This is a genomic window from Rhodococcus aetherivorans (assembly GCF_011058165.1).
GTDB lineage: Bacteria > Actinomycetota > Actinomycetes > Mycobacteriales > Mycobacteriaceae > Rhodococcus > Rhodococcus aetherivorans.
This window is the reverse complement of record NZ_JAALEG010000016.1, coordinates 69,763-87,993: the sequence shown is the minus strand read 5'-3', so window position 1 is coordinate 87,993 and position 18,231 is coordinate 69,763. Positions and strand designations below refer to the sequence as shown.

Sequence of the window (18,231 nt, the reverse complement as noted above, 5' to 3'; positions counted from 1 at the left end):
GGCCGGGACGGGGCTCGCGGCGAGCAGCGCGACGGAGTGGGCGGGCTCGGCGGCCGGCGCGTCGGGTGCGGGCGGCAGCGGCGCGAGCCGGGAGGTCTCGAGCAGGGGTGCCATGTCGGCGCGGGCCTGCGGCAGCAGGTCGTCGACGGAGGTGGCCGCGGCGGCGGTGAGGTCGGGATAGTCGGTGGTGGTCACCCGCTCACCTCCAGCGGCAGGGCACTGGGCCGGGGCAGCGGCGCGGACCGGACGGTGCCGGCGGTGAGGTCGGCGAGCAGGCGCAGCACGCCGGGGCGACGGTCGCGGGCCAGCGGGAAGGCCGCGCGCACGGCCGGGACGGCGTCGAGGTCGAGGGTGAAGCGCAGCGTCTCCCCCGCCCGGTGCGCGGGTGCCTGCGCGACGATCTCGCCGTTCGGAGCGATGACGCACGAGAGACCGAAGTAGTCGACGGTCACGCCGTTCAGGGTTTCCGGCCCGGCGCGGTTGGCGGCGACGATCCACATCTGCGATTCGAGGGCGCGGGTCTGCAGCTCGGCGAGGAACAGGTCTTCGCGGGTGCCGAGGGACGAGACGATCGCGAGCATCACCTCGGCGCCGAGGGCGCGGGCGACGGCCCAGTATTCGGGGAAGGTGCGGTCGTAGCAGATGACGCAGCCGAAGCGGGTGCCGAACAGGTCGGCGGTGGCGGGGGCCTGGCCGGGCGCGAAGTGGTACTTCTCGTCGATGTCGACGTCGCCGACCTTGCTCGCGGGCAGCGAGAGCTTGCGGTAGGCGGGCACTGCGCCGCCGTCGGGGGTGCGCCAGGTGACGACCTCGCCCGCCGGGTCGATCAGCACGACGGAGTTGTGCATGACGTCGTGGGCGGTGCGCTCGTACAGGCCGAAGGCGATCGCGCAGCCGAGTTCGCGGGCGAGGTCGCCGAACAACGTGGTGGCCTCACCCGGGACGGTCTGCGCCCAGGGGGTGCGATCGACGTCGTGGCTGGTGCAGAAGTAGGGGGTGGTGACGAGTTCGGGCAGCACCACCAGGTCGGGGACGGCGCCGGTCGCGTCGAGTGCGGCGGCGGTGCGGACGAGGGCGGCGAGCCGGGCCAGGTTGCCGAGGAGGTCCTCGGTGAGTTCGCCGGCCTGGACGATCGCGACGTCGAGGGTGCGCGGATGCAAGAGGGGACCTCCGGGTGTGGGGTGGCGGGTGGGGGCGCGGATCGGTGCACGCGCCCCCACCCGCCGCTCGAAGTCAGGCGGCTTCGGCCTGAACGGTGGTGCGGCTCTTCATCAGTGGCTGGATGCGGGTGCCGAAGTTCTCGATGCCTTCGACGAAGTCGTCGAAGGTGAGCATGATGCCCTTGATGCCCTCGATCTCGGCGACCTCGTCGAGCATCTTCGCGACGGTCTCGTACGAGCCGACGAGGGTGCCCATGTTGAAGTTCACCGCGCCCTCGGGCAGGGAGATGGTCTTGGCGGTCGAGGCGTCGTCGGCGGTGGCGTCGGCGGCGGACTGGTCGGCCATGTAGCCGAGGGCGGCGAGGTCGGCGTTGTCGTGGTAGTCCTGCCACTTCGCCTGTGCCGCTTCGTCGGTCTCGTCGGCGATGATCATGAACAGCGTCAGGGCGCCGACGTCGCGGCCCGTCTTGTTCGCCGCCTCGACGAGGGTGGCGGTGGCGTCGGAGATCGCGGTGGGTGTGTTGATGCCGGTGCCCATGATGAAGTTGTAGTCGGCCATTTCGGAGGCGAACTTCATGCCGCTCTTGGACTGTCCGGCCGCGACGATCGGCACGGCGCCGCCTGTGGGGCTCGGCGAGAGGACGCACTCGTCCATCGTGTAGTGCTCGCCCTTGAAGTTGCTGACGCCGTCGGCCCACAACTGCCGCATGACGGTGACGTACTCGGTGGCCTGCTGGTAGCGGTAGCCGAAGTACTCCTCGCCCGGCCACAGGCCCATCTGCGTGTATTCGTTCGGCGCCCAACCGGTCACGATGTTGACGCCGAAGCGGCCGGGGGCGATCGAGTCGACGGTCGACGCCATGCGGGCCACCATGGCCGGCGGGAGGGTGAGGATCGGGGTCGAGGCGAACAGCTTGATCTTCTCGGTGACGGCCGCGAGGCCGGCCATGAGGGTGAACGACTCGAGGTTGTGATCCCAGAACTCGGTCTCGCCGCCGAAGCCCTTGAGCTTGATCATCGACAGGGCGAAGTCGAGGCCGTGCTTCTCTGCCTTCTGCACGATCGTCTTGTTGAGCTCGAACGACGGCATGTACTGCGGGGCGCTCTTGGAGATGAGCCAGCCGTTGTTGCCGATGGGGATGAAGACGCCGATTTCCATGTCGCTCCTGAAGCTGCGGGGATTCGAAGAAGCGGTGGGGCAACGTTGCCCTGCTCGCTATGACTTCGAATGTATTCAGGGGTTATTGCCGGATCGGAGCTCATGGGTAACGGACTTGTTGCCCCGGTTAACGATCTTTGACGGACTGCGCACGCCCCACTTGGCCGATGGGGGCCGCACTCCCCCGCTGCACCCACTCCACGGCGAAGTTCCGGTGCACCGGAGCGCCCGCCGCGCCGTCGATCCGCGCGAGCAGCAGTTCGGCGGCAGCCGAGGCCATGTCCTCGAGCGGCTGGCGCACCGTCGTCAGGTCGAACATCGACCAACCCGACGCGTCGAGGTCGTTGTAGCCGACGATCGACACGTCGTCGGGCACGAGCAGGCCCAGGCGCTTGGTGGCGTCGAGGGTGCCGTAGGCCATGTAGTCCGTTGCGCAGAACACCGCCGTCGGCCGGTCCGGTCGGCTCAACAGCTCCATGCCGCCCTCGTAGCCGGTCTTCGCGTCCACCGCGCCGCGGTGCACGAGCGTCTCGTCCAGCGAGACGCCGTGCCTGTCGAGGCCTTCCCGGAAGCCGGCCTCGCGCAGCTTCACGCTCGGATTCTCCAGCGGGCCGGAGATCAGCCCGATGCGCCGGTGCCCCAACTCGATCAGGTGGTCGGCGACGAGCCGTCCCCCGCCGACGTTGTCCGACGTCACCCGGTCCACCCGCCCGGCCTGGCTGCCGTCGACGTCGCGGTTGAGGATCACCAGCGGGATCTTCCAGTCGATCATCTCCGACACGATGGGTGAGTCCAGCCGGGCCGAGATGAACACGACCCCGTCCACCAGCCCGCCCCGCAGCGCCAGGATGTCCTTCTCCAGCGACCCCTCGGTCCGGTCGCTCATCAGCAGCACCCGATAGTCGTGCTGCGCAAACCGGTCCTGCAGCGTGTTCACCAGCGTCGGATACGACGGATTCCGCAGATCACCACTGACCACCGCGATCGACGACGACCGCCGCGTGATCAGACTCCGCGCCGTGATGTGCGGGACGTACCCCATCTCCTTCGCCAGCGCCTGGATGCGCTCGCGGGTCTCCTCGATGACGCGCGGGTCGCCCCGGAGGGCACGGGACACCGTCGACTGCGATACGCCTGCGGCGCGCGCGACGTCGTAGCTGGTGACCGACTTGTTGCCCACGCACGGATTCTAGGTGCGCACCGTCCCTCCCGGAGCTCAGGCTTGTACTATTTCGCCACAGACTGCACCCATTGCGCCAGCCCACAGTGGGTGCAAGGGTGCCACGGCGGGTGCAAGGTTGCCATGAACCACTCGACTTTCGCTCCCCGGTGGACGACACGATTGACGGCTGGCCGCGCATAGGTTGTCCACTGTGAGCTCCGACGGTCTCGACCCACCCGACGTCGCTGATCGGGGGTGCAACTGCCACGGCGCCCAACCGTAACCCCGCGGCTCCGTAGCTGATGACCGAATCGTTTCTCACCGCAAAATTCAGGAGGGCGTGGAAGTCGCCCTCGTACCACCTACAGAACAATGGAGAGAATCGCCGCCCAAATATCCCGTGCGCACGCTGCAGCCATTCCTGGACGGCGCTGCGGGACAGTGACACCTCAGTCTTGAACCGGTCCCCAAAATCACGCCCTGATCAGCGCTATCGCGATACGCTCGCTACGGAGATCACTGCAATTTCGGCCGCTTCCGTGGAGGTGCCGTGGCATGACGAACGAGGCACATAGTGCAGCTCCGGGGTGGTATCCGAGCCCTGACGGCAGCATGCGCTACTGGGACGGCAGCCAGTGGTTGGATCTTCCCGCACCCCCTCAGCCGCACGCCGGACCACCACGCTGGAAGTCCCTGATACGGAAGCCGATCACGTGGGGTATCGCGGCCCTCCTCGCGGTTGTGGCAGTCGCGGGCATCGCCTGGAAGGTCTCCCACGATGCCGAGATCGAGGCTCAGGTTGCTGCGGCCGAGGCCGCGGCGTCGGCGGCAGCACAAAGGGAAGCCGATCGGATCGCGGCCGAGAAAGCAGAGGAGGAACGACGCGCAGAGGCAGAGCGCTCCATGCGAAGAGTAAGCGTCACCCAGATCGAAGCAAGTATCAAGCAGATGGCCGAGAAGCACGCCAATTCGTCGATCATCGATGGACCGATCCTCTCCGTGTCGTGTTCGCCGGTCGGAGGTGGCTCCATCGACGATCTCACCGAGATGACAACGATATTCGAGTGCTTCGCGGCAACGAAAGACAACGGCGATGGCACGATGAGCGGCTACAAATACCACGCGACCATGAACTGGAGCACCGGGAGTTTCACGTATGGGTTCGGAGCTCCCTGATCGCCACGCCGCTCCGGATGTCGGCGCATGTTCATTCCACGGAGAACAAGGCCCCCAGAGTCACCATCACCGTATCGGAGATCATGAGCGGAATTCTGCATTCATCGGCGTTCGGGTTCGCCGGGCATCCCTTCGCCACGAATTCGTCGTGCTGCGTGTACACATGCTGGAGCATTTCGCTCAAGCTCTCGTGATATGACGCATCCACGCTTCGCATCGCGGATCGCTCGAAGAACTCGATATACGCGCGCCGCTCATACATACACGCGACCGGATCCACATCCTCGCGACATGATGTCGAAGTCATTTGCTCGAACTGCTCCGCCATCGACGCCGCTTGACGTGTGGTTCGAGGGGCAGGCGGAGCCGTCGTCGCGCGCGCCGCGGAGGTGGAAACAGTCGTCGACTTGGGAAGGGCTGCCGCGCGATCCGGAGCAGGGTCACCACCGGTCGACGATCCGCATGCTCCGAGCACGGCCACAGCCACCGAGGCGACAACCGCGATGGGAATCCTCATCGACGAAGTGTCCCACTATCGCCAACGCTCTAGGCGCAGATCGAAGCGAAAACTACTGCAACGACCAGCGTTTCCGATCCTTTCGAGCCGACACCGGACTGATCCCGTCAAATCCGATGGCAATGCGACGCCGAAGATACTGCAACTACCAGCTCATGGCCCGGCATTCACCCGATCTTGGTCCACGTTCCGCAACCATTGGACTTGAAAGCCACGTCCGACGAACTGATGGTCACCACCGACGCCCCTGACACATTATCGTTGGTGATGATGTCGTCGAACTCTCCTGAAGTACCAGAAAGTCGCTCCCAATAGCAGTACGATCCGCCGGCGGTTCGATACGTCCCGGGGTTGATGTCGCGTCCGACGAGGTGCATGCCGTTGCCGAATGTGGATTTGGCTGCATCGGCTTCCCTCGGCAGCAACGCTGCCTCGCGCTTGTCGAGTTCCGCCGAACGTGAGTCTGCCGCCGCGTGCGCGTTGTCGGCGGCGCGCTGCGCGGTTGAGGCGGCCGCCGCCTGCTTTTTCGCGTCGTCGAGGGCTGCGGCGGCCTCCGCCTGTTCGGCCGCGAGTTGGGCGCGCTGATCGGAGACCGCCGCAGCGACGGAGGTGTCAATCATCGCCTGGTTCTCCTCGTCGGAGGGCGTACCGGCGACACCGATCCCCACGCCCACGGCGAGGGCGGCGACGATGCCGAGGATCCACGGCCAGCGCCGCGGCTTCCTAACCGGCCCGGGCTCTGACTCTGGCTCCGGTGCATACGGCGCGGCGGGCACAGACATGTTCTCGGTCATCGACAACGTCCTCGAGGGTGTGGCGGACCACCCCGACGCGGCACCGCAGTTGACCGGTGGAATACGACGGCTCAAGATCGTCTGGTCCGATGACTATGACGCCTTCCTCAGGAACCGTGCGGAACGCGTGAGCGCGGAACTGTCGAAGAGAATCATCGATCGGCCAGTTGATCGAGACGGGCAGCTCCCCCGCGAGGACGACCTGGACGAGGGCTCTCCGGAACGCATCATCTAATGGGACTCGGCCGACCCGTCGATCTTGGCCGGGCAACCTGACCCGACCGGTTTGCGACGCATCCTGACGCAAGGCGCAGCGGCACTGCCGCGAGGACGACCGCCCTCGCGGCTCCTCAACCGAGTCGATCGCTCAACTCCCGGTAGTCGGCACTGCCGGCCGATTGAGTTCCCCAGGTTGGCAAAGCCATTGATGGCGCCGCCCGATCGGTGGCTGACTATAGTCGCCACCGGTCGGGCGGCGTGTCATGGCCGACCGTGCACCGGGGTTCGTAACCCAGACCACGGGTCAACCACGGGTCATCCGACCGAGCCGGCGCCGGCGCGCGTTCCCGGGAGCGACAAGACCCGGGCATAGACTTCGAGATCCGCCGAGCTGCTCACTCGACGCATTCGTCACGCCATCCCGCAAGCGGTGAGCCCTTTACCGGCGTCGATGGCCACAACCGACTCGTCAAGACGATCGAGCGGACAGCATGCGGATTCCGGATGCCGGGTGAAAACCCCTCGCCGGATCCACTTTCACTGCACCCAGACCTGTTGTATTCAGGTCCCGATCAAATGACAGATTCCACACTGCTGGGCAATCGGCGCTCAGCCGACCGAGCGGAATCGCCCATAGCTCAACTCGAGCAACCGTCGGTCTGGTCGCTCCTCGCGAGACGTCGGGAGCACCATGAGCCGTTCGCCGTGCCGTTCCTTGAGACCGTGTTCGAGCATCGGCCCGTCAACTTCCTCGAGTAGATCTTGTCGGATCTCCACTACAAAATCCGGCGTGATTCCGAGGATCCGCGCATCGTAGGCCGCGTGATGGATCTTGCACAGTGCGAGCCCGTTGCTGACAGACGCAATTCCTTCCTCGTGGGAGTCGGGCACGATATGCGCCGCATCAAGCAGCTCACCGTGACCCAGAGCGCACACCGCACAATGGGTTTCGTATGCCCGCATGACCGTCGCCCGAAAGACCGGTTGGTGCAGGCGCCGTTTGGTCTCTGCCAGCACGTACCGTCGGAGCTGCGCCTCAGCCTGTGAATCGACATGGTGTAAGTCCCGGGCAAACTCGGTGGCAACAACGAATTGGTGCAGCGCAGGTTCTTCCGCCACCAGGTAGACCGGAAAGACTGGTTGAAACAGACCCGGCCCGACGCCGAAGAACCAAATCAACGGAGCCTGTTGATCCATGGCGGCTCGCAGACCACGATTGTCCATGTGGTCTGGATTCTCGCCCGTCCATTTGTAGCGGAGAAGTCCGTCCGGTCCCACCGCATCCTCGTAAGGGCGCTTCTCCCCATTTCGACGAAATACCGTGCTGATCGACAGGGCAGACGCCAGCTGGCGCGGCTTGCGGATGCCGCGCTGCGGGTCCATCAGCCGGAACATGGATCCGTCGATCTCGAAGTCGAGCAATTCCGCCTTCGAGATCGGGTAGAGGCCGTCGTGGGTTCGGACAGCCAGGAACCTCATCGCCTCGCGTCGGAGCCGGGTATCGAAGTCTTCGACGCCATCACGAATTGTCGCTGCGTCTGTCACTGTCCTCCTTCATGCACACGAATTGATCAAACACGTTCCGTGCCCGCTCCGGTTCGAGGAGACTCAGCAGGGGTTGGGTTCACCGATCTTGACCACCGAAAGCACCGCATCCCCTTCACCGACCGGCTCACCCACGCTCGGGGTCTGCCCGACCACGATCCAGTTCGAATCCAGCACCTGATTTCGACCCCGGCCGGTGGCGTCGACGCTGCGCGAATAGAACACACCGAGCTCCTGAATTAGGTTCTGTGCGTCCTGGAGATTCATGCAGACGACCGGCGGCATGGGCACAGTCGTCACGACCGGCTGTGCCGCTACGGTGCTGGTGGCAGCGGCAATCGGGGCCGGAGGAATGGTCGATGTAGGCGCAAGCGTGGAGGTCGTCGACGACGGCAAGACCGGTCGAGTAGTGGAGGACGTGGCGGGCTTCGCCGAAGTCGACGTGACAGTGGGGGCGGCCGACGGCTCCGACTCCGCCTCGGCTCCACATCCGGACAGCAGTGTCACGGCGCTGGCGGTCGCCAGGAGCACCCCGACGTTCCGCAAGTGCCTCTCGGCACCCACCCGAGCTGTCCTACGCAGACGCGAAGCGGTACTCAGCATGCAGTGTCTCCTTCAAAGGGCTGGTCGGTAGACGCGGTGACTACCGCGCTTCCCCCAAGGAATAGAAAGTTCTTTGGACACAAGGGAATCGGTCACGCACTTGCCTTCGTTACAGGCCCTGCGCAGGACTCTCCGATTCCTGGTCTCAAGTCCACACCCCACGCTGCGCCAGCACCCACCGCACCGGATCGAGGCATCGGAAGGGGGAGATCCCGCTGTGGTGCAGTCGGTCCCCGACCGGTGACTCTCCGAGCGCCGACACGGCGAAGAACCGGCTGTGCAGTGAGGCACCGGTGTGCGGCTGGTCGACGGCCATCACCATCGAGCGGGCTTCGAGTTTGTCGAGGAGGCTGCGGACTTCCTCATGCAGCAGTCTGCCATCGGATTCGTTGTAGGGCGCGTACTGCAGGCTCGGGTCACGGGAGAACGCGGCGCCGCGCTGTGACATGATCTCGCTCCAGTCGCTGCCGTCGACATGCTCGAGGGCCTGCAGGGCGTCGAACTTGGAGAGGACGATCGCAAGATTCGGTGTGCTGTCGCCGATGATGGACAACACGGTCCGCAGCACCGAGCGGGGGTCGCCGCCGACGCGTTCCTGAGCCGGGACCAGGTCGTGGAGCTGCTGCCGGACGGATTCGACCTTGAGCGGATCGAACATGAACACGACGCCGTCGGCCTGCGCGAAGAAGCGCAGGTGCGGGGCGTGCGCGTTGTCCGGGTTCTCGAGGTCCTCCCCTGCCACGTCCCGCAGCACCAGGTACTGTCGAATGCCGTTCCACAGGCCGAGGCTGAAGATCAGCGGCTCCCGCTGGTACGGGTTGCTCGTGTGGGCTGCGGGGGTGGATTCGAGGATGCCGCGTTCCTCGTACAGCGGCCTCTCGTAGAGCTCGCGGTAGGCCTGTTCGGTCTCGGAGGTCGCGGGCTCGACCACGCAGTTGAGCCGCTCGCCGAGCAACTGCAGGGTCTTGACGAGAACGGCGATGTACACGGTCTTGCCGGTGGCGCGGGCGCCGGCCATCGCGATGCAGGTGGTGTGGGCGCCGCGCCACCCGGTCGGTAGCCGATAGTGGCACGTCGGGCACACCTCGGCGACCGGGCCGCTGGCCTTGTCCTCAGCGTCGCTCACCGGCGGCGCCCAGTCGTCCCCGGACCCCGAGGGCCGCTGGAGCTCGACGACCTTGCCAGACCGCACGGGGCTGCCGTGGAAGACCGTCGCGACCTCGTCGACCTCGATCTCGTCCGGCGCGGTCGGGGCCCAGGCGTAACGGTCCGACGGGAGCACCGTGAAACAACGTGGGCATTTGGTCATCGCCGCGCACCTTCCGATTCCGGTGTCGCCGACAGTCCTGCCACGAGCGACGTCACCGTTGCGAACAATTTCTCCGGGCTGGAGAGCCAGTCGGAATCCGTGCCTGCCGTTTCGCAGGTGGGCGGCACGGCGGTGCCGAGGCCCGCCGCAGCCGAGGTGTCTGCACACAGGATCACGGGCCGCCGTCGCACACCCGGCACACCCGTGCCGGTGTGATCGGCGGGTAGTGCGTCGGTCACGGTGAATACCAGCGTGGGGGTGTTGTAACTCGACCGGTCGATCTCCGCGGAGCGGAACCCCACTCCCAGTGGCGCGGCGTCCAGTTGCGCCTGGACCTGGTCGGCGACGTGCCGCAGCTCGACGACGGGCAGCGACCTGGAGGATCGGCCGATCAGATTGACCTGCAATTCTTCTCGGATTCCGATCACCGCCGTGATACCGGTGAGCACGTCCACCGCCGCGCGAACACTGCCGTCCTCGATGAGCGGCAGCATCGACATCGTAGTATCGATATCCACCTCGACGCGCAGCCGGCGCGCCTCGGGCAGCCGGTCCACGCCGAGGGCGCCGCGTGCCGCGGACCGCGCGCGGGCGCCGAGATCGCTGAGCGGGACGTCGACCACCGTCTTGCGGGCCGTGACCGCGAGACGCTCCCCCGCGGGGGCGATCGTCGCAAGCTCGACGTGGTGAAGACCCGACACGTCCAGCGGTGTCAGCTCGGCCCGATCCGGGTCGGCGCTGCGGCTACTGTCCACCCCGATGGTGGCCTGCAGCACGGTTCCCTGGGGAAACACCACTGCGCCGCCCCCGGGGCGAGCGGCCACGACGATCTCGTGGGTGACTCGGGGCAGCACAAGGAAGCCGGGCTTCGGGTAGAGCGCGGACGCCTCCGGGGCGCCCTCAGGCGTCATCGCCTGCACCTGAACCGTCACGGTGGTCGCATCGACCGTCACGGCCAGCGGCTGGTGCGGCAGGTCCACCACCCCTGCCCCGTCGAGCACATATCCGGGCATCAGTCTTGTCCTCCCCGTGTCCACGCACTGCACATCTGCACTGTCCTCACACCCGCCTCGGCGTCGCCCGGCCCGGCGACGATCGATCCGCGTCGGCTCGGCGCTCGTCGAGCCACCTCCGGACGAACCCGGCGTACACGTCGCACGCGTAGGCGACGTCGCGGTGTCCCCGCAGATGTAGCTCCTCGCGGATCGCGTCCATCAGACCGTGCACCCCCAGCGGGCCGCGGTAGTCCGGCCGTTTCATCACCGTCGACGCCACCTCGTCCAGAAGGGAACGCCGCACACCACCCGATCCGACCTCGAACCGTGCCAGAACGTCGCGCTGATCCAGCACGGACCGCACCCGCGGCGCCGACGGAGACGTGAACACCGCGTGTGCCATCAGCCAATAGGCGTCGAGCGCACCGGATTCCACCAGGGAGGCCAGCGCATCGACGACGAACCGTGCGTCCTCGTCCACCGCTCGGACGAGCGCCTCCCGGTGCCGGGCCGGAAGGTCCGGCACCGGGAGGCCCGATTGGGGTGGGGTCTGCCCCCGCAGCGCGACAGTGAAGATCGCGAGCCGGGCGAGCAGATCCGTGGGAAGGTCCGCTTCGTAGCCTTCCGCGTAGTCCTCCAGGACGGGTAACACATGCACGTCGAGTGCCCGGCGCAGTGCCGGTCCGCTGATCGCAGCCCAGCGCTCCTCGTTCCGGATCAGCGCCCACGACACCGCGAGGTCGTCCAGGTACGGATCGGCCGCCCACCTCGACGCTTCCTCGCGAGCGCCGGGCTCGGCCAGATGGCGGACGAGCGTCTCGAGCTCCGGTCCCCACGGTTCGCGGACGACCACGTCCTGCAGGAAACGGGGCGCAACGGCCTCGGGAAACGCGCCGACGAGTCGGCACCATTGCTCCGCCGTCCAGCCGTGCCCGGCGACCAGCGCCGGAACATCGCTCGGCGCCCAGCCGCCCTCCCGCGCTTCGTGGAGTGCCCTCCACAACGCGACCGGCACCAGCTCGCTCCGTATTCGTGCTCGATCGAATTCTTGTTCCGTGAGGGCGAAGACGCCGTCGGCGATCAGCACACATTCGGGCTCGGTGATGCGCTGCGGGTCGGAGGCGAGCTCGTCGAGGTCTGGTACGTCCAACAGTCCGTCGACGAGCCATTCGAGTACGGGAGGTGCAAGCCGGGAGCCGAGCGGGCGCCCGGCGAACACGGGATGGGCGGTCAGAGCGGGCTGCAGAAATCTCACGCGCGTCGACGCAGAGACCGGCCCGAGTTCCGCGACGAACGCGGCTCCGTCGACCCGATCGCACAGGGTCGGGATCACCGCCCGCTCGAGCACCTCGAAGGCCACGTCGACGCCGCGATCGCGGAGGAGGTCGGCACGCACGAGCAGGTCGATCGTCTTGAGGGCGTCGAACGCGACATCGCGCAGATTTCCGCCGCCTCGTGCGCGCAAGCGCAGATCGCCAAGTATCGCATCGGCCTCGGCCTGCAGGTCCTCGGTTCGAGCACACGACTCGACGACAGCGAACTGCTCGGGTCCCGCCCGACGTACCCAGTGGCCGTCACCGAGCGCGCGGAAGGCGAACACGGTGCCGGCGAGCTGCCGGACCGCGGGCGTGACGGCGTTGTCAACCTGCCAGCGGGCGAGTGCTTCCTCCGCCTGCTGTGTGGTCGCACCCAGTCGCTCGTCCACGATTCCGACGATCACGTGCGCGAGATCGGGTGCGGTGGCGGCCTCCATCGGGGACTCCGCGAGTACGACCGAGGCGGCCTCGTCCAGTGCGTCGTGCAGGCCGGGGTCGGCGACGACGGCCATCGCCAGCGGCCACGCCTCGGTCAGGTCGCGATCACCCACACCGGCCGCGATCGCGTCCTGACGCGCGAGCGCTCGATGCGCGGTCTCGACGTCGAGCAGAACCGTCTGCGCGAGCACCGACCAGTACGTCACCGGAACGAGATCGCCGTTCGCGACGGAGTGCGGCTCACCGTCGAGCTCCCCCAGTTCGGGAGTCTCGTTCTCGCCGAAGACAGTGCAGCCGGGACTGTCTCCGGGCAGGTCCGAAAGCGGAACGGTCACCAGGTTCGCGCCGCCTGCCACGGCGTCGTCGACGGAGTGCAGACGGTCGAAAGTGGACCACCCGAAGCGGCGGGCGGTGCCCGGCGACATGAAGTGCGAGACGGCCCCGATCCAGAGCGCGGCGGTGTCGGGATCCTTGCATCCGAGCACCACCGCCGGGCCGCCGCGCAGGGACCGCGCCACCGCGTCGAGGAGGACGCTGAAGACACCGATCCGCCAGGTTCCCGGATCGAGCAGGAATCCGAGTGCGGCGTCGCGATCGACGATCCCCCCGGGTCCGGGTGCCGTGGCCGGCAGGGCTGCCTTGGCGACCTCGTCGGCGCCGTACGGGACCAGCCAGTCCGTGGACCGCCAGCACTCGATCGGACGCACCCCGTCGCCGGGCTCCGCACCGCGTTCGAGCACGGCGTGGGCGAAGACATTCCCGGGGCGGCCGGAGGCGTCCGAGCCGGCGGGCACGGTGTGCCAATAGCATCCGGCCGCGTCACGGAGGCGGGCGTACATGAGCCGCCGCGGCCGGCGGGCGATGTCCTCGACGGTCGGAAATCGGGGCATCGGCTGCGGGGAATCGAACCGGGATACGACTCCCGCGCGGAGCAGTTCCTGTTCGTCGGCGTCGAGGTCGCCGGACACCTCCTTGACCTGCCAGCCGCCGCCGGATCCGGTGCCGGGCCGGTCGAACGAGGTGTAGCTGAGCTGACCGAACCGTGGCGATTCGGTCTTGTGCCTCCGAGCGGTCATCGCGCGTCTTCGCGCGGCACGTCGTCACCGATGAGGTGATCGCCGATGAGATCGAGCCGGATGTGTTCGATCGGTGGATCGATCAGCGCGATGGTGCGGCTCTGCTCGGGCCGCACGTCGGCGAAGACCCGCACGTACCCGGTCAGGTCCGACACGTCGACGGTCCACGGCTGGCTCCATTCGCGATGCAGGCCGCGCGGATGGAAGCTCCGGGCGCCGGGCTGGGTTCGCTCGTCCCCACGGACCTCCAGCGGCCGGCCGTCCCGAGCGCTGAGCGGCAGCCGGGTCTGGTTGTGCACCACGACGAACGGTGGGGCCGTCGGGAGTTCGACCTGTGAGGCGAGGCGCACGGCGAGCGCGACGCCACCGCCGGCGGTCCGGCGAGTCTCGGTCGTGTACTCGATCCGCAACAGACCCGGGTAGTCGACGGTGGCGGGGATGCCCGCGATACGCTCGCCGGCCGTGTAGGCGACGGCGACCACGTGGACGGCACATCCCTGCTCGGGCAGCGGGTTCGACAGGTGCAGGCCGCCGTCGCGTTCGTACGCCGCTCGGGAGATCTCCGCGAAGGGGCGCTGTTCGATCGCATGCTCGGCCGGAACCTGTGGCGAGCTCACGTACACCGACACCGATGCCGCGCCCTCCGGCCACGGGAAGGTGAGCACCTGCTCGGTACAGCGCTCGACGATCCGCACTTCTCGCGGCGCGGGCAGCGGCCTGGTCGCGATGACCGTGCACCCTACCTGCACGTCTCCGTCGAGGACGGTGACGGGCGTGAAGTAGGCCCGTACCCAGCCGCGCGGCCAGGAGACGTTGCTCATCCGGTGTTCGCCGTCGCCTCCGACGGTCACCGGATGGACCAGTCGTGCGGAGGTCGGCAGCCCACCGGAGACGTCGAGTGCGCCCGCCGCGAGCAGCGTCCGGTCGATGCCCGGCCGCGGCGCGGTCTCCGTTCGATACATCACCACGGTGCCGATGTCCGGTGGGGTCCAGCCGAGGTCGAAGTGCAGGTCGTCGCTGTCGCCGTGGGTGGCGACGTGCAGGTCGGTGACGGGCTCGAGCACCGCGGACACGAGGACTTCCGCCTGTGCTGCCGGGGAGAGTCTGGTGTGCCCGTCGACGTCGACTTCGCAGATCGCGCGGTAGAGGTAGCGATGCCCCCGTTGGGGGTCGCGGTCGACGAATCCGCCGAGATTGGGTTGGTCGGCCAGGATGCGGTGCCGTGGGTCGTTGGTCACGGGGGTTCGGCCGTCGAGCGGGATGCGCAGTACCCGCACGCGGGTGACCCCCGGCCACACCGACCACTGGCCGATCACGGCGCCATCGTCCTCGACGACCACGAAGTCGGCGACCGGACTGAGGACATGTCCCTCGGCGATGAGCACGGGCTGGCGCCGCACCGCGTCGTGCTGGTCGCGTCCGGCGTGCGCCCACACCTGGAGGTGCCGCACCGCGGCGGCCGGAGCTGCGGTGTCCACGAGGAGGGTTCCGCGGGTGACGCCGACCAGTCGCCCGGCCTCCGGCTTGTAGGGACGGTGCGTCTCACCGGCGACGACGCGGTACAGCACCGTCTGTCCGGACCGCTCCGGCAGCGGGGACCATTCGAGCAGGTGCCCGCCGCCCGGTTCGGCCGTGATGGTGATCGCCCCGACCTCCTGATCGGACTCCCCGTGCAGGAACTCGCAGAAGTCCTCGGTGCGCAGGTCGACCAGGTGCTCGCTTCCGGGAACCGGCGCCGGCGGAACCGGCGGTTCGGGCGCCGGCGCCTCCGCCGTCGGCGACGCCTCGGTGACGAACTCACCGGGCTGGGCCGACGTCACCACGTGGACGATTCCGTCGACCAGTGGTTTCGCCTGGCGTGGCAGCATCGGTTCGATCTCCTCGGCAGTGCGCCGATCGGACCGGATGATCTGCTGCAGATGCGTGTCCTTGAGCAGGCCGGGACGAAGACGGCCGTCGTCGATCTGCTGTTGCCGCCACAGCTGCAGAGCCTCGAAGACAACGTCGGGCATTGTTCCACTCGCTCTCAGAAGTTGATGCCGTCGGCGACGGGCGCAACGAACGGCGCAGGGGCCGGACGGTCCGCACGGTCGTGCGTCGGTTCGGCCGGTCGCAGCTCGAGGTCGGGCACCTGCGGAATGTCGACCGGTGCTGCGGGGTGACCGTCCGACGGCATGGTCCGCAGATCCTCCGCGGCGATTCCTTCCGTGTACTGGGTGGTGACCGCGACAAGCCCGCAGCCGGCGGGGGTACGTGTCGACGCCGTCTCCGCGACGGTGGTGAGGCCGCGCATCGCCGCGGTATCGGTGAAGACGGCAGGGTCGAAGAACCCCTCGGCCGCGGGTTGTCCGACGCCGGCCAGGAACTCGTCGATGCCGTAGCGACGCACGGCCCCGTCGGCGCGATGTTCGATGGTGGCGAGCAGCTCGCGTGCCAAGTCGCCACGCGGCCCGGACAGCTCGCCGAGTGCCCGCTCCCACATCAGTGCCGCACCGCTCGCCTGACGTTCGCCGCGGTGGAATCGAAGGGACCACTCGTCGAGCGGAGAGCCGGACCCGGCTCCAGCCTTCGCGGCGAGCAGGGTGGGGTCGCGATCGATGTCGAGTCCTGCGGCACCGAGTGAGGAACCTGCGGAACCCACGACGGCGTCCCACGCTTCGGTCAGCCACCCGACACCGAACATGTCCTGCCGCAGCGCGTCTGCGACTCGCTCGACCTGGGCGGGCTCGGGGCTACCGATGCCGACGGCGCTGTGCCGGGGCATCCCCCATTCGATGCTGCGGCCGACTGCATGGGTGTGGTCGGTGACGCCGAGCGGCTTCGCCAGGAACGCTCCGAGTGCGCGATTCCACGACAGGAACTGCCGATACGCGGCAGTGAGGTTCTCGATCTCTCGGAGGGCGGACCTGAGATTCCTCCGGTCTGCTGCGGCCGCCGCCGACGCCGCCTCGCGTTCGACGAGAAGCTGCTCGAGGTACTGCTGCGTGCGTTGGCAGATCCAGGCCACGACGCCCGCCCAGACGAGCACGCACACTGCGATGACGGGCCCGCCGGTCCACCACGAGATCAGCTCCTGCCAGGCCAGCACGCCCGCGACGATCGCGGCGGCGAGGAAACCGAGCGTGGCGATGCGCACCTGGCGGAACATGCGCGCCTGCTGATCGGCGCTCGCTTCGGCCAGATCGCGGGGCGCTTCGGCGGCGTTGAGCCGCTCGAGCGACATGCCTGCCTCGGTGATACCGGCCGACAACCCGTCGGCGAGGATCGATCCGAAGGTGACCGCGAAGCTTCGGCGGATGCGGCCCACCCAGCCCGCCAGCGCGGCGCTCGTTCTCCGCGCGTCGAGCCCGATCGTCGGATCCTGTTCCAGCTCCCGCAGCCTTGCCTGGAAGTCCCTGATGCCGAGGAGGTCCGGGGCTTCGGCGGCGTGGACGTTCAGCGTCGCCGAGACGACGCCGGGGATGTCGGTGAACTCGTCGTCCGGTCCCGGCACAATGTCCGACGCCGAACGCAACACGGCTCGGTGGGCGCCGACCTGGATGGTCGGCAGACCCGGTGACCGTTCGGCGGCGTCGGCGAGCGTGAGGGCGGCGCGAGCATAGTCCCGCCACAGCGAGGAGAGGTCGGGCGCCGCGGACTGTGGCGTGTTCGTCGCTCCGTCGAGAGCTGCGCCGATCTGCCGTGACGCCGCCTCGTACTCGGACCATCCGACCCTGCGGCCGTCCGCGTCGACACCGCGGACCACCACACGCCTGGCGCCCTGCGCCGACCCGAACAGCGTGGACTGTGCCGCCGAAGCGACCGCGGCCGAGGCGCGGTGACCGACCCGGGCGGCCCACTGCGCCGGGGCGTTGCGCAGCACTGCGACGAGGAACGAGAAGAACATCGTCAGGGCGTCGGTGAATTTCACCAGGCGCGGAGCGTCGGCCGGGGGTGCGCTCACGCGCTCGCCCTGGAGCAGGTGCCGGTGCTTGACCCACAGTGCCTGGGCCATCGTTCGCGTGGCAGCCGGAACGTCGTCGGCGTACACGACGGCAGTGCCAGCGTCGCGGGGCAACGGCAGCTGCCCGCCGAAGTCGAGCAGGTGCGTGCGCAGCTCGTGCTCGGCACGCGAGGTGTCGAGTCGGCGGTAGAACGACCGCACCACCCGCAGCGTGCTTCCCGGCAGGACCGGCTGCTCGTCGAACGGAGCATGCTCCGCATCCGTCCACAGACCCACGATTCCGGCGATCACCGGGGCTGCGTGGCGGCCGACATCGACCGGATCGGTGGTTTCGGTGAGGGACTCGTGGCCCATTCCCGGACCCCGCGAATCCTCCGGTGCGACAAGCAGGTTGTGCCAACCGGCGAGCGCGACCGCGACGGAGTCGGAAGGGGTGTCGCCGGGACGACGCAGCACCGTCCGCAGTCGAACGAGGCGGGCTCCGCCCGAGTTCGACGACAGGAGGTCGGCGAGCGCCCTTTCCGACTCGACCCGAACGGGATCGGTGCCGCGTGCTCCCGGCACGATCACGCACAGTCGCACCACATCGACGCGACGCGACGCGAGCACATCCTGCAGCACCACCGTTGTGTCCGCACCACAGGCGGTTTCGACGGCTGGGATGCGGGCACCACCCGGCGTGACGCCGGCGTCGTCGACCCACACGAACGGTGCGACCAAGCCCGCCGTGGACAGGTCGCGGAGGACGTCACGCACCCCGAGCGCCGGCCCGGTGGAGGCAAGGAACACCGTGAGAACGCTCTTCACCGAATCGGCCAT

At 68.0% G+C, this 18,231-nt stretch carries 15 protein-coding genes and 1 pseudogene; 3 read left to right on the top strand and 13 right to left on the bottom strand.

The window, feature by feature from the left end; translation table 11 throughout:
* The 4 genes and pseudogenes from G6039_RS09595 to G6039_RS09580 form a co-directional block, all read right to left on the bottom strand.
* Positions 1-195, bottom strand: a pseudogene (locus tag G6039_RS09595) (amidase); the annotation flags it as partial.
* Positions 192-1,160, bottom strand: a complete 969-nt coding sequence (locus G6039_RS09590; RefSeq protein ID WP_152103797.1) for a carbon-nitrogen hydrolase family protein — start codon at positions 1,158-1,160, stop codon at positions 192-194. The pseudogene G6039_RS09595 and the gene G6039_RS09590, both read right to left, overlap by 4 nt.
* Positions 1,161-1,233: 73 nt before the next feature.
* Positions 1,234-2,319, bottom strand: coding sequence for a pyrimidine utilization protein A (rutA, locus tag G6039_RS09585; RefSeq protein ID WP_006942576.1), 1,086 nt, complete (start codon positions 2,317-2,319; stop codon positions 1,234-1,236).
* Positions 2,320-2,446: 127 nt separating this feature from the next.
* Positions 2,447-3,499 carry a LacI family DNA-binding transcriptional regulator gene (locus G6039_RS09580; protein ID WP_043800130.1) on the bottom strand — a complete coding sequence of 351 codons (1,053 nt, stop codon included), beginning with the start codon at positions 3,497-3,499 and terminating at the stop codon, positions 2,447-2,449.
* 537 nt (positions 3,500-4,036) lie between these two features.
* Between G6039_RS09580 and G6039_RS09575 the strand changes: the two genes are divergently transcribed.
* Entirely contained in the window at positions 4,037-4,657 is a 621-nt protein-coding gene (locus tag G6039_RS09575) for a DUF2510 domain-containing protein (protein ID WP_043800128.1), read from the top strand.
* Positions 4,658-4,688: 31 nt separating this feature from the next.
* On the opposite strand, the gene G6039_RS09570 is transcribed toward G6039_RS09575, so the two are convergent.
* The gene (locus G6039_RS09570) at positions 4,689-5,174 is read right to left on the bottom strand and encodes a hypothetical protein (RefSeq protein WP_152103796.1); all 486 of its coding nucleotides are present in this window, start codon (positions 5,172-5,174) and stop codon (positions 4,689-4,691) included.
* A 167-nt stretch (positions 5,175-5,341) separates the two neighbouring features.
* The gene (locus G6039_RS09565; RefSeq protein ID WP_152103795.1) at positions 5,342-5,968 is read right to left on the bottom strand and encodes a hypothetical protein; all 627 of its coding nucleotides are present in this window, start codon (positions 5,966-5,968) and stop codon (positions 5,342-5,344) included.
* Here G6039_RS09565 and G6039_RS09560 point away from each other — a divergent pair.
* On the top strand, positions 5,955-6,203 hold the full coding sequence (locus tag G6039_RS09560; RefSeq protein WP_152103794.1) for a hypothetical protein: 249 nt from the start codon (positions 5,955-5,957) through the stop codon (positions 6,201-6,203). The two genes, G6039_RS09565 and G6039_RS09560, sit on opposite strands and share 14 nt — an antisense overlap.
* Positions 6,204-6,796: 593 nt before the next feature.
* Here G6039_RS09560 and G6039_RS09555 read toward each other — a convergent pair.
* Positions 6,797-7,732, bottom strand: coding sequence for an HNH endonuclease (locus G6039_RS09555; RefSeq protein WP_235194071.1), 936 nt, complete (start codon positions 7,730-7,732; stop codon positions 6,797-6,799).
* A gap of 63 nt (positions 7,733-7,795) precedes the next feature.
* Entirely contained in the window at positions 7,796-7,999 is a 204-nt protein-coding gene (locus tag G6039_RS30265) for a calcium-binding protein (protein ID WP_235194070.1), read from the bottom strand.
* Here G6039_RS30265 and G6039_RS30260 point away from each other — a divergent pair.
* Positions 7,998-8,366 (top strand): hypothetical protein, encoded by a 369-nt coding sequence (locus G6039_RS30260; protein ID WP_174824741.1) that lies wholly within the window; start codon positions 7,998-8,000, stop codon positions 8,364-8,366. The genes G6039_RS30265 and G6039_RS30260 overlap by 2 nt on opposite strands.
* Before the next feature lie 114 nt (positions 8,367-8,480).
* Here the strand turns inward: G6039_RS30260 and G6039_RS09545 are convergent, their stop codons facing one another.
* From G6039_RS09545 to G6039_RS09525, 5 genes are read right to left on the bottom strand one after another with little or no spacing between them, the layout of a single operon-like run.
* Positions 8,481-9,644 carry a TRAFAC clade GTPase domain-containing protein gene (locus G6039_RS09545; RefSeq protein WP_043800122.1) on the bottom strand — a complete coding sequence of 388 codons (1,164 nt, stop codon included), beginning with the start codon at positions 9,642-9,644 and terminating at the stop codon, positions 8,481-8,483.
* Positions 9,641-10,657, bottom strand: a complete 1,017-nt coding sequence (locus G6039_RS09540; protein WP_043800119.1) for a hypothetical protein — start codon at positions 10,655-10,657, stop codon at positions 9,641-9,643. Before G6039_RS09540 ends, G6039_RS09545 begins: the two co-directional genes overlap by 4 nt.
* A 46-nt stretch (positions 10,658-10,703) precedes the next feature.
* Positions 10,704-13,469 carry a GAP1-N2 domain-containing protein gene (locus G6039_RS09535; RefSeq protein WP_051446081.1) on the bottom strand — a complete coding sequence of 922 codons (2,766 nt, stop codon included), beginning with the start codon at positions 13,467-13,469 and terminating at the stop codon, positions 10,704-10,706.
* On the bottom strand, positions 13,466-15,481 hold the full coding sequence (locus G6039_RS09530; protein ID WP_051446080.1) for a SaeA-related protein: 2,016 nt from the start codon (positions 15,479-15,481) through the stop codon (positions 13,466-13,468). The genes G6039_RS09535 and G6039_RS09530 overlap by 4 nt, the downstream gene beginning before the upstream one ends.
* A gap of 14 nt (positions 15,482-15,495) precedes the next feature.
* On the bottom strand, positions 15,496-18,231 hold the full coding sequence (locus tag G6039_RS09525) for a hypothetical protein (RefSeq protein WP_043800117.1): 2,736 nt from the start codon (positions 18,229-18,231) through the stop codon (positions 15,496-15,498).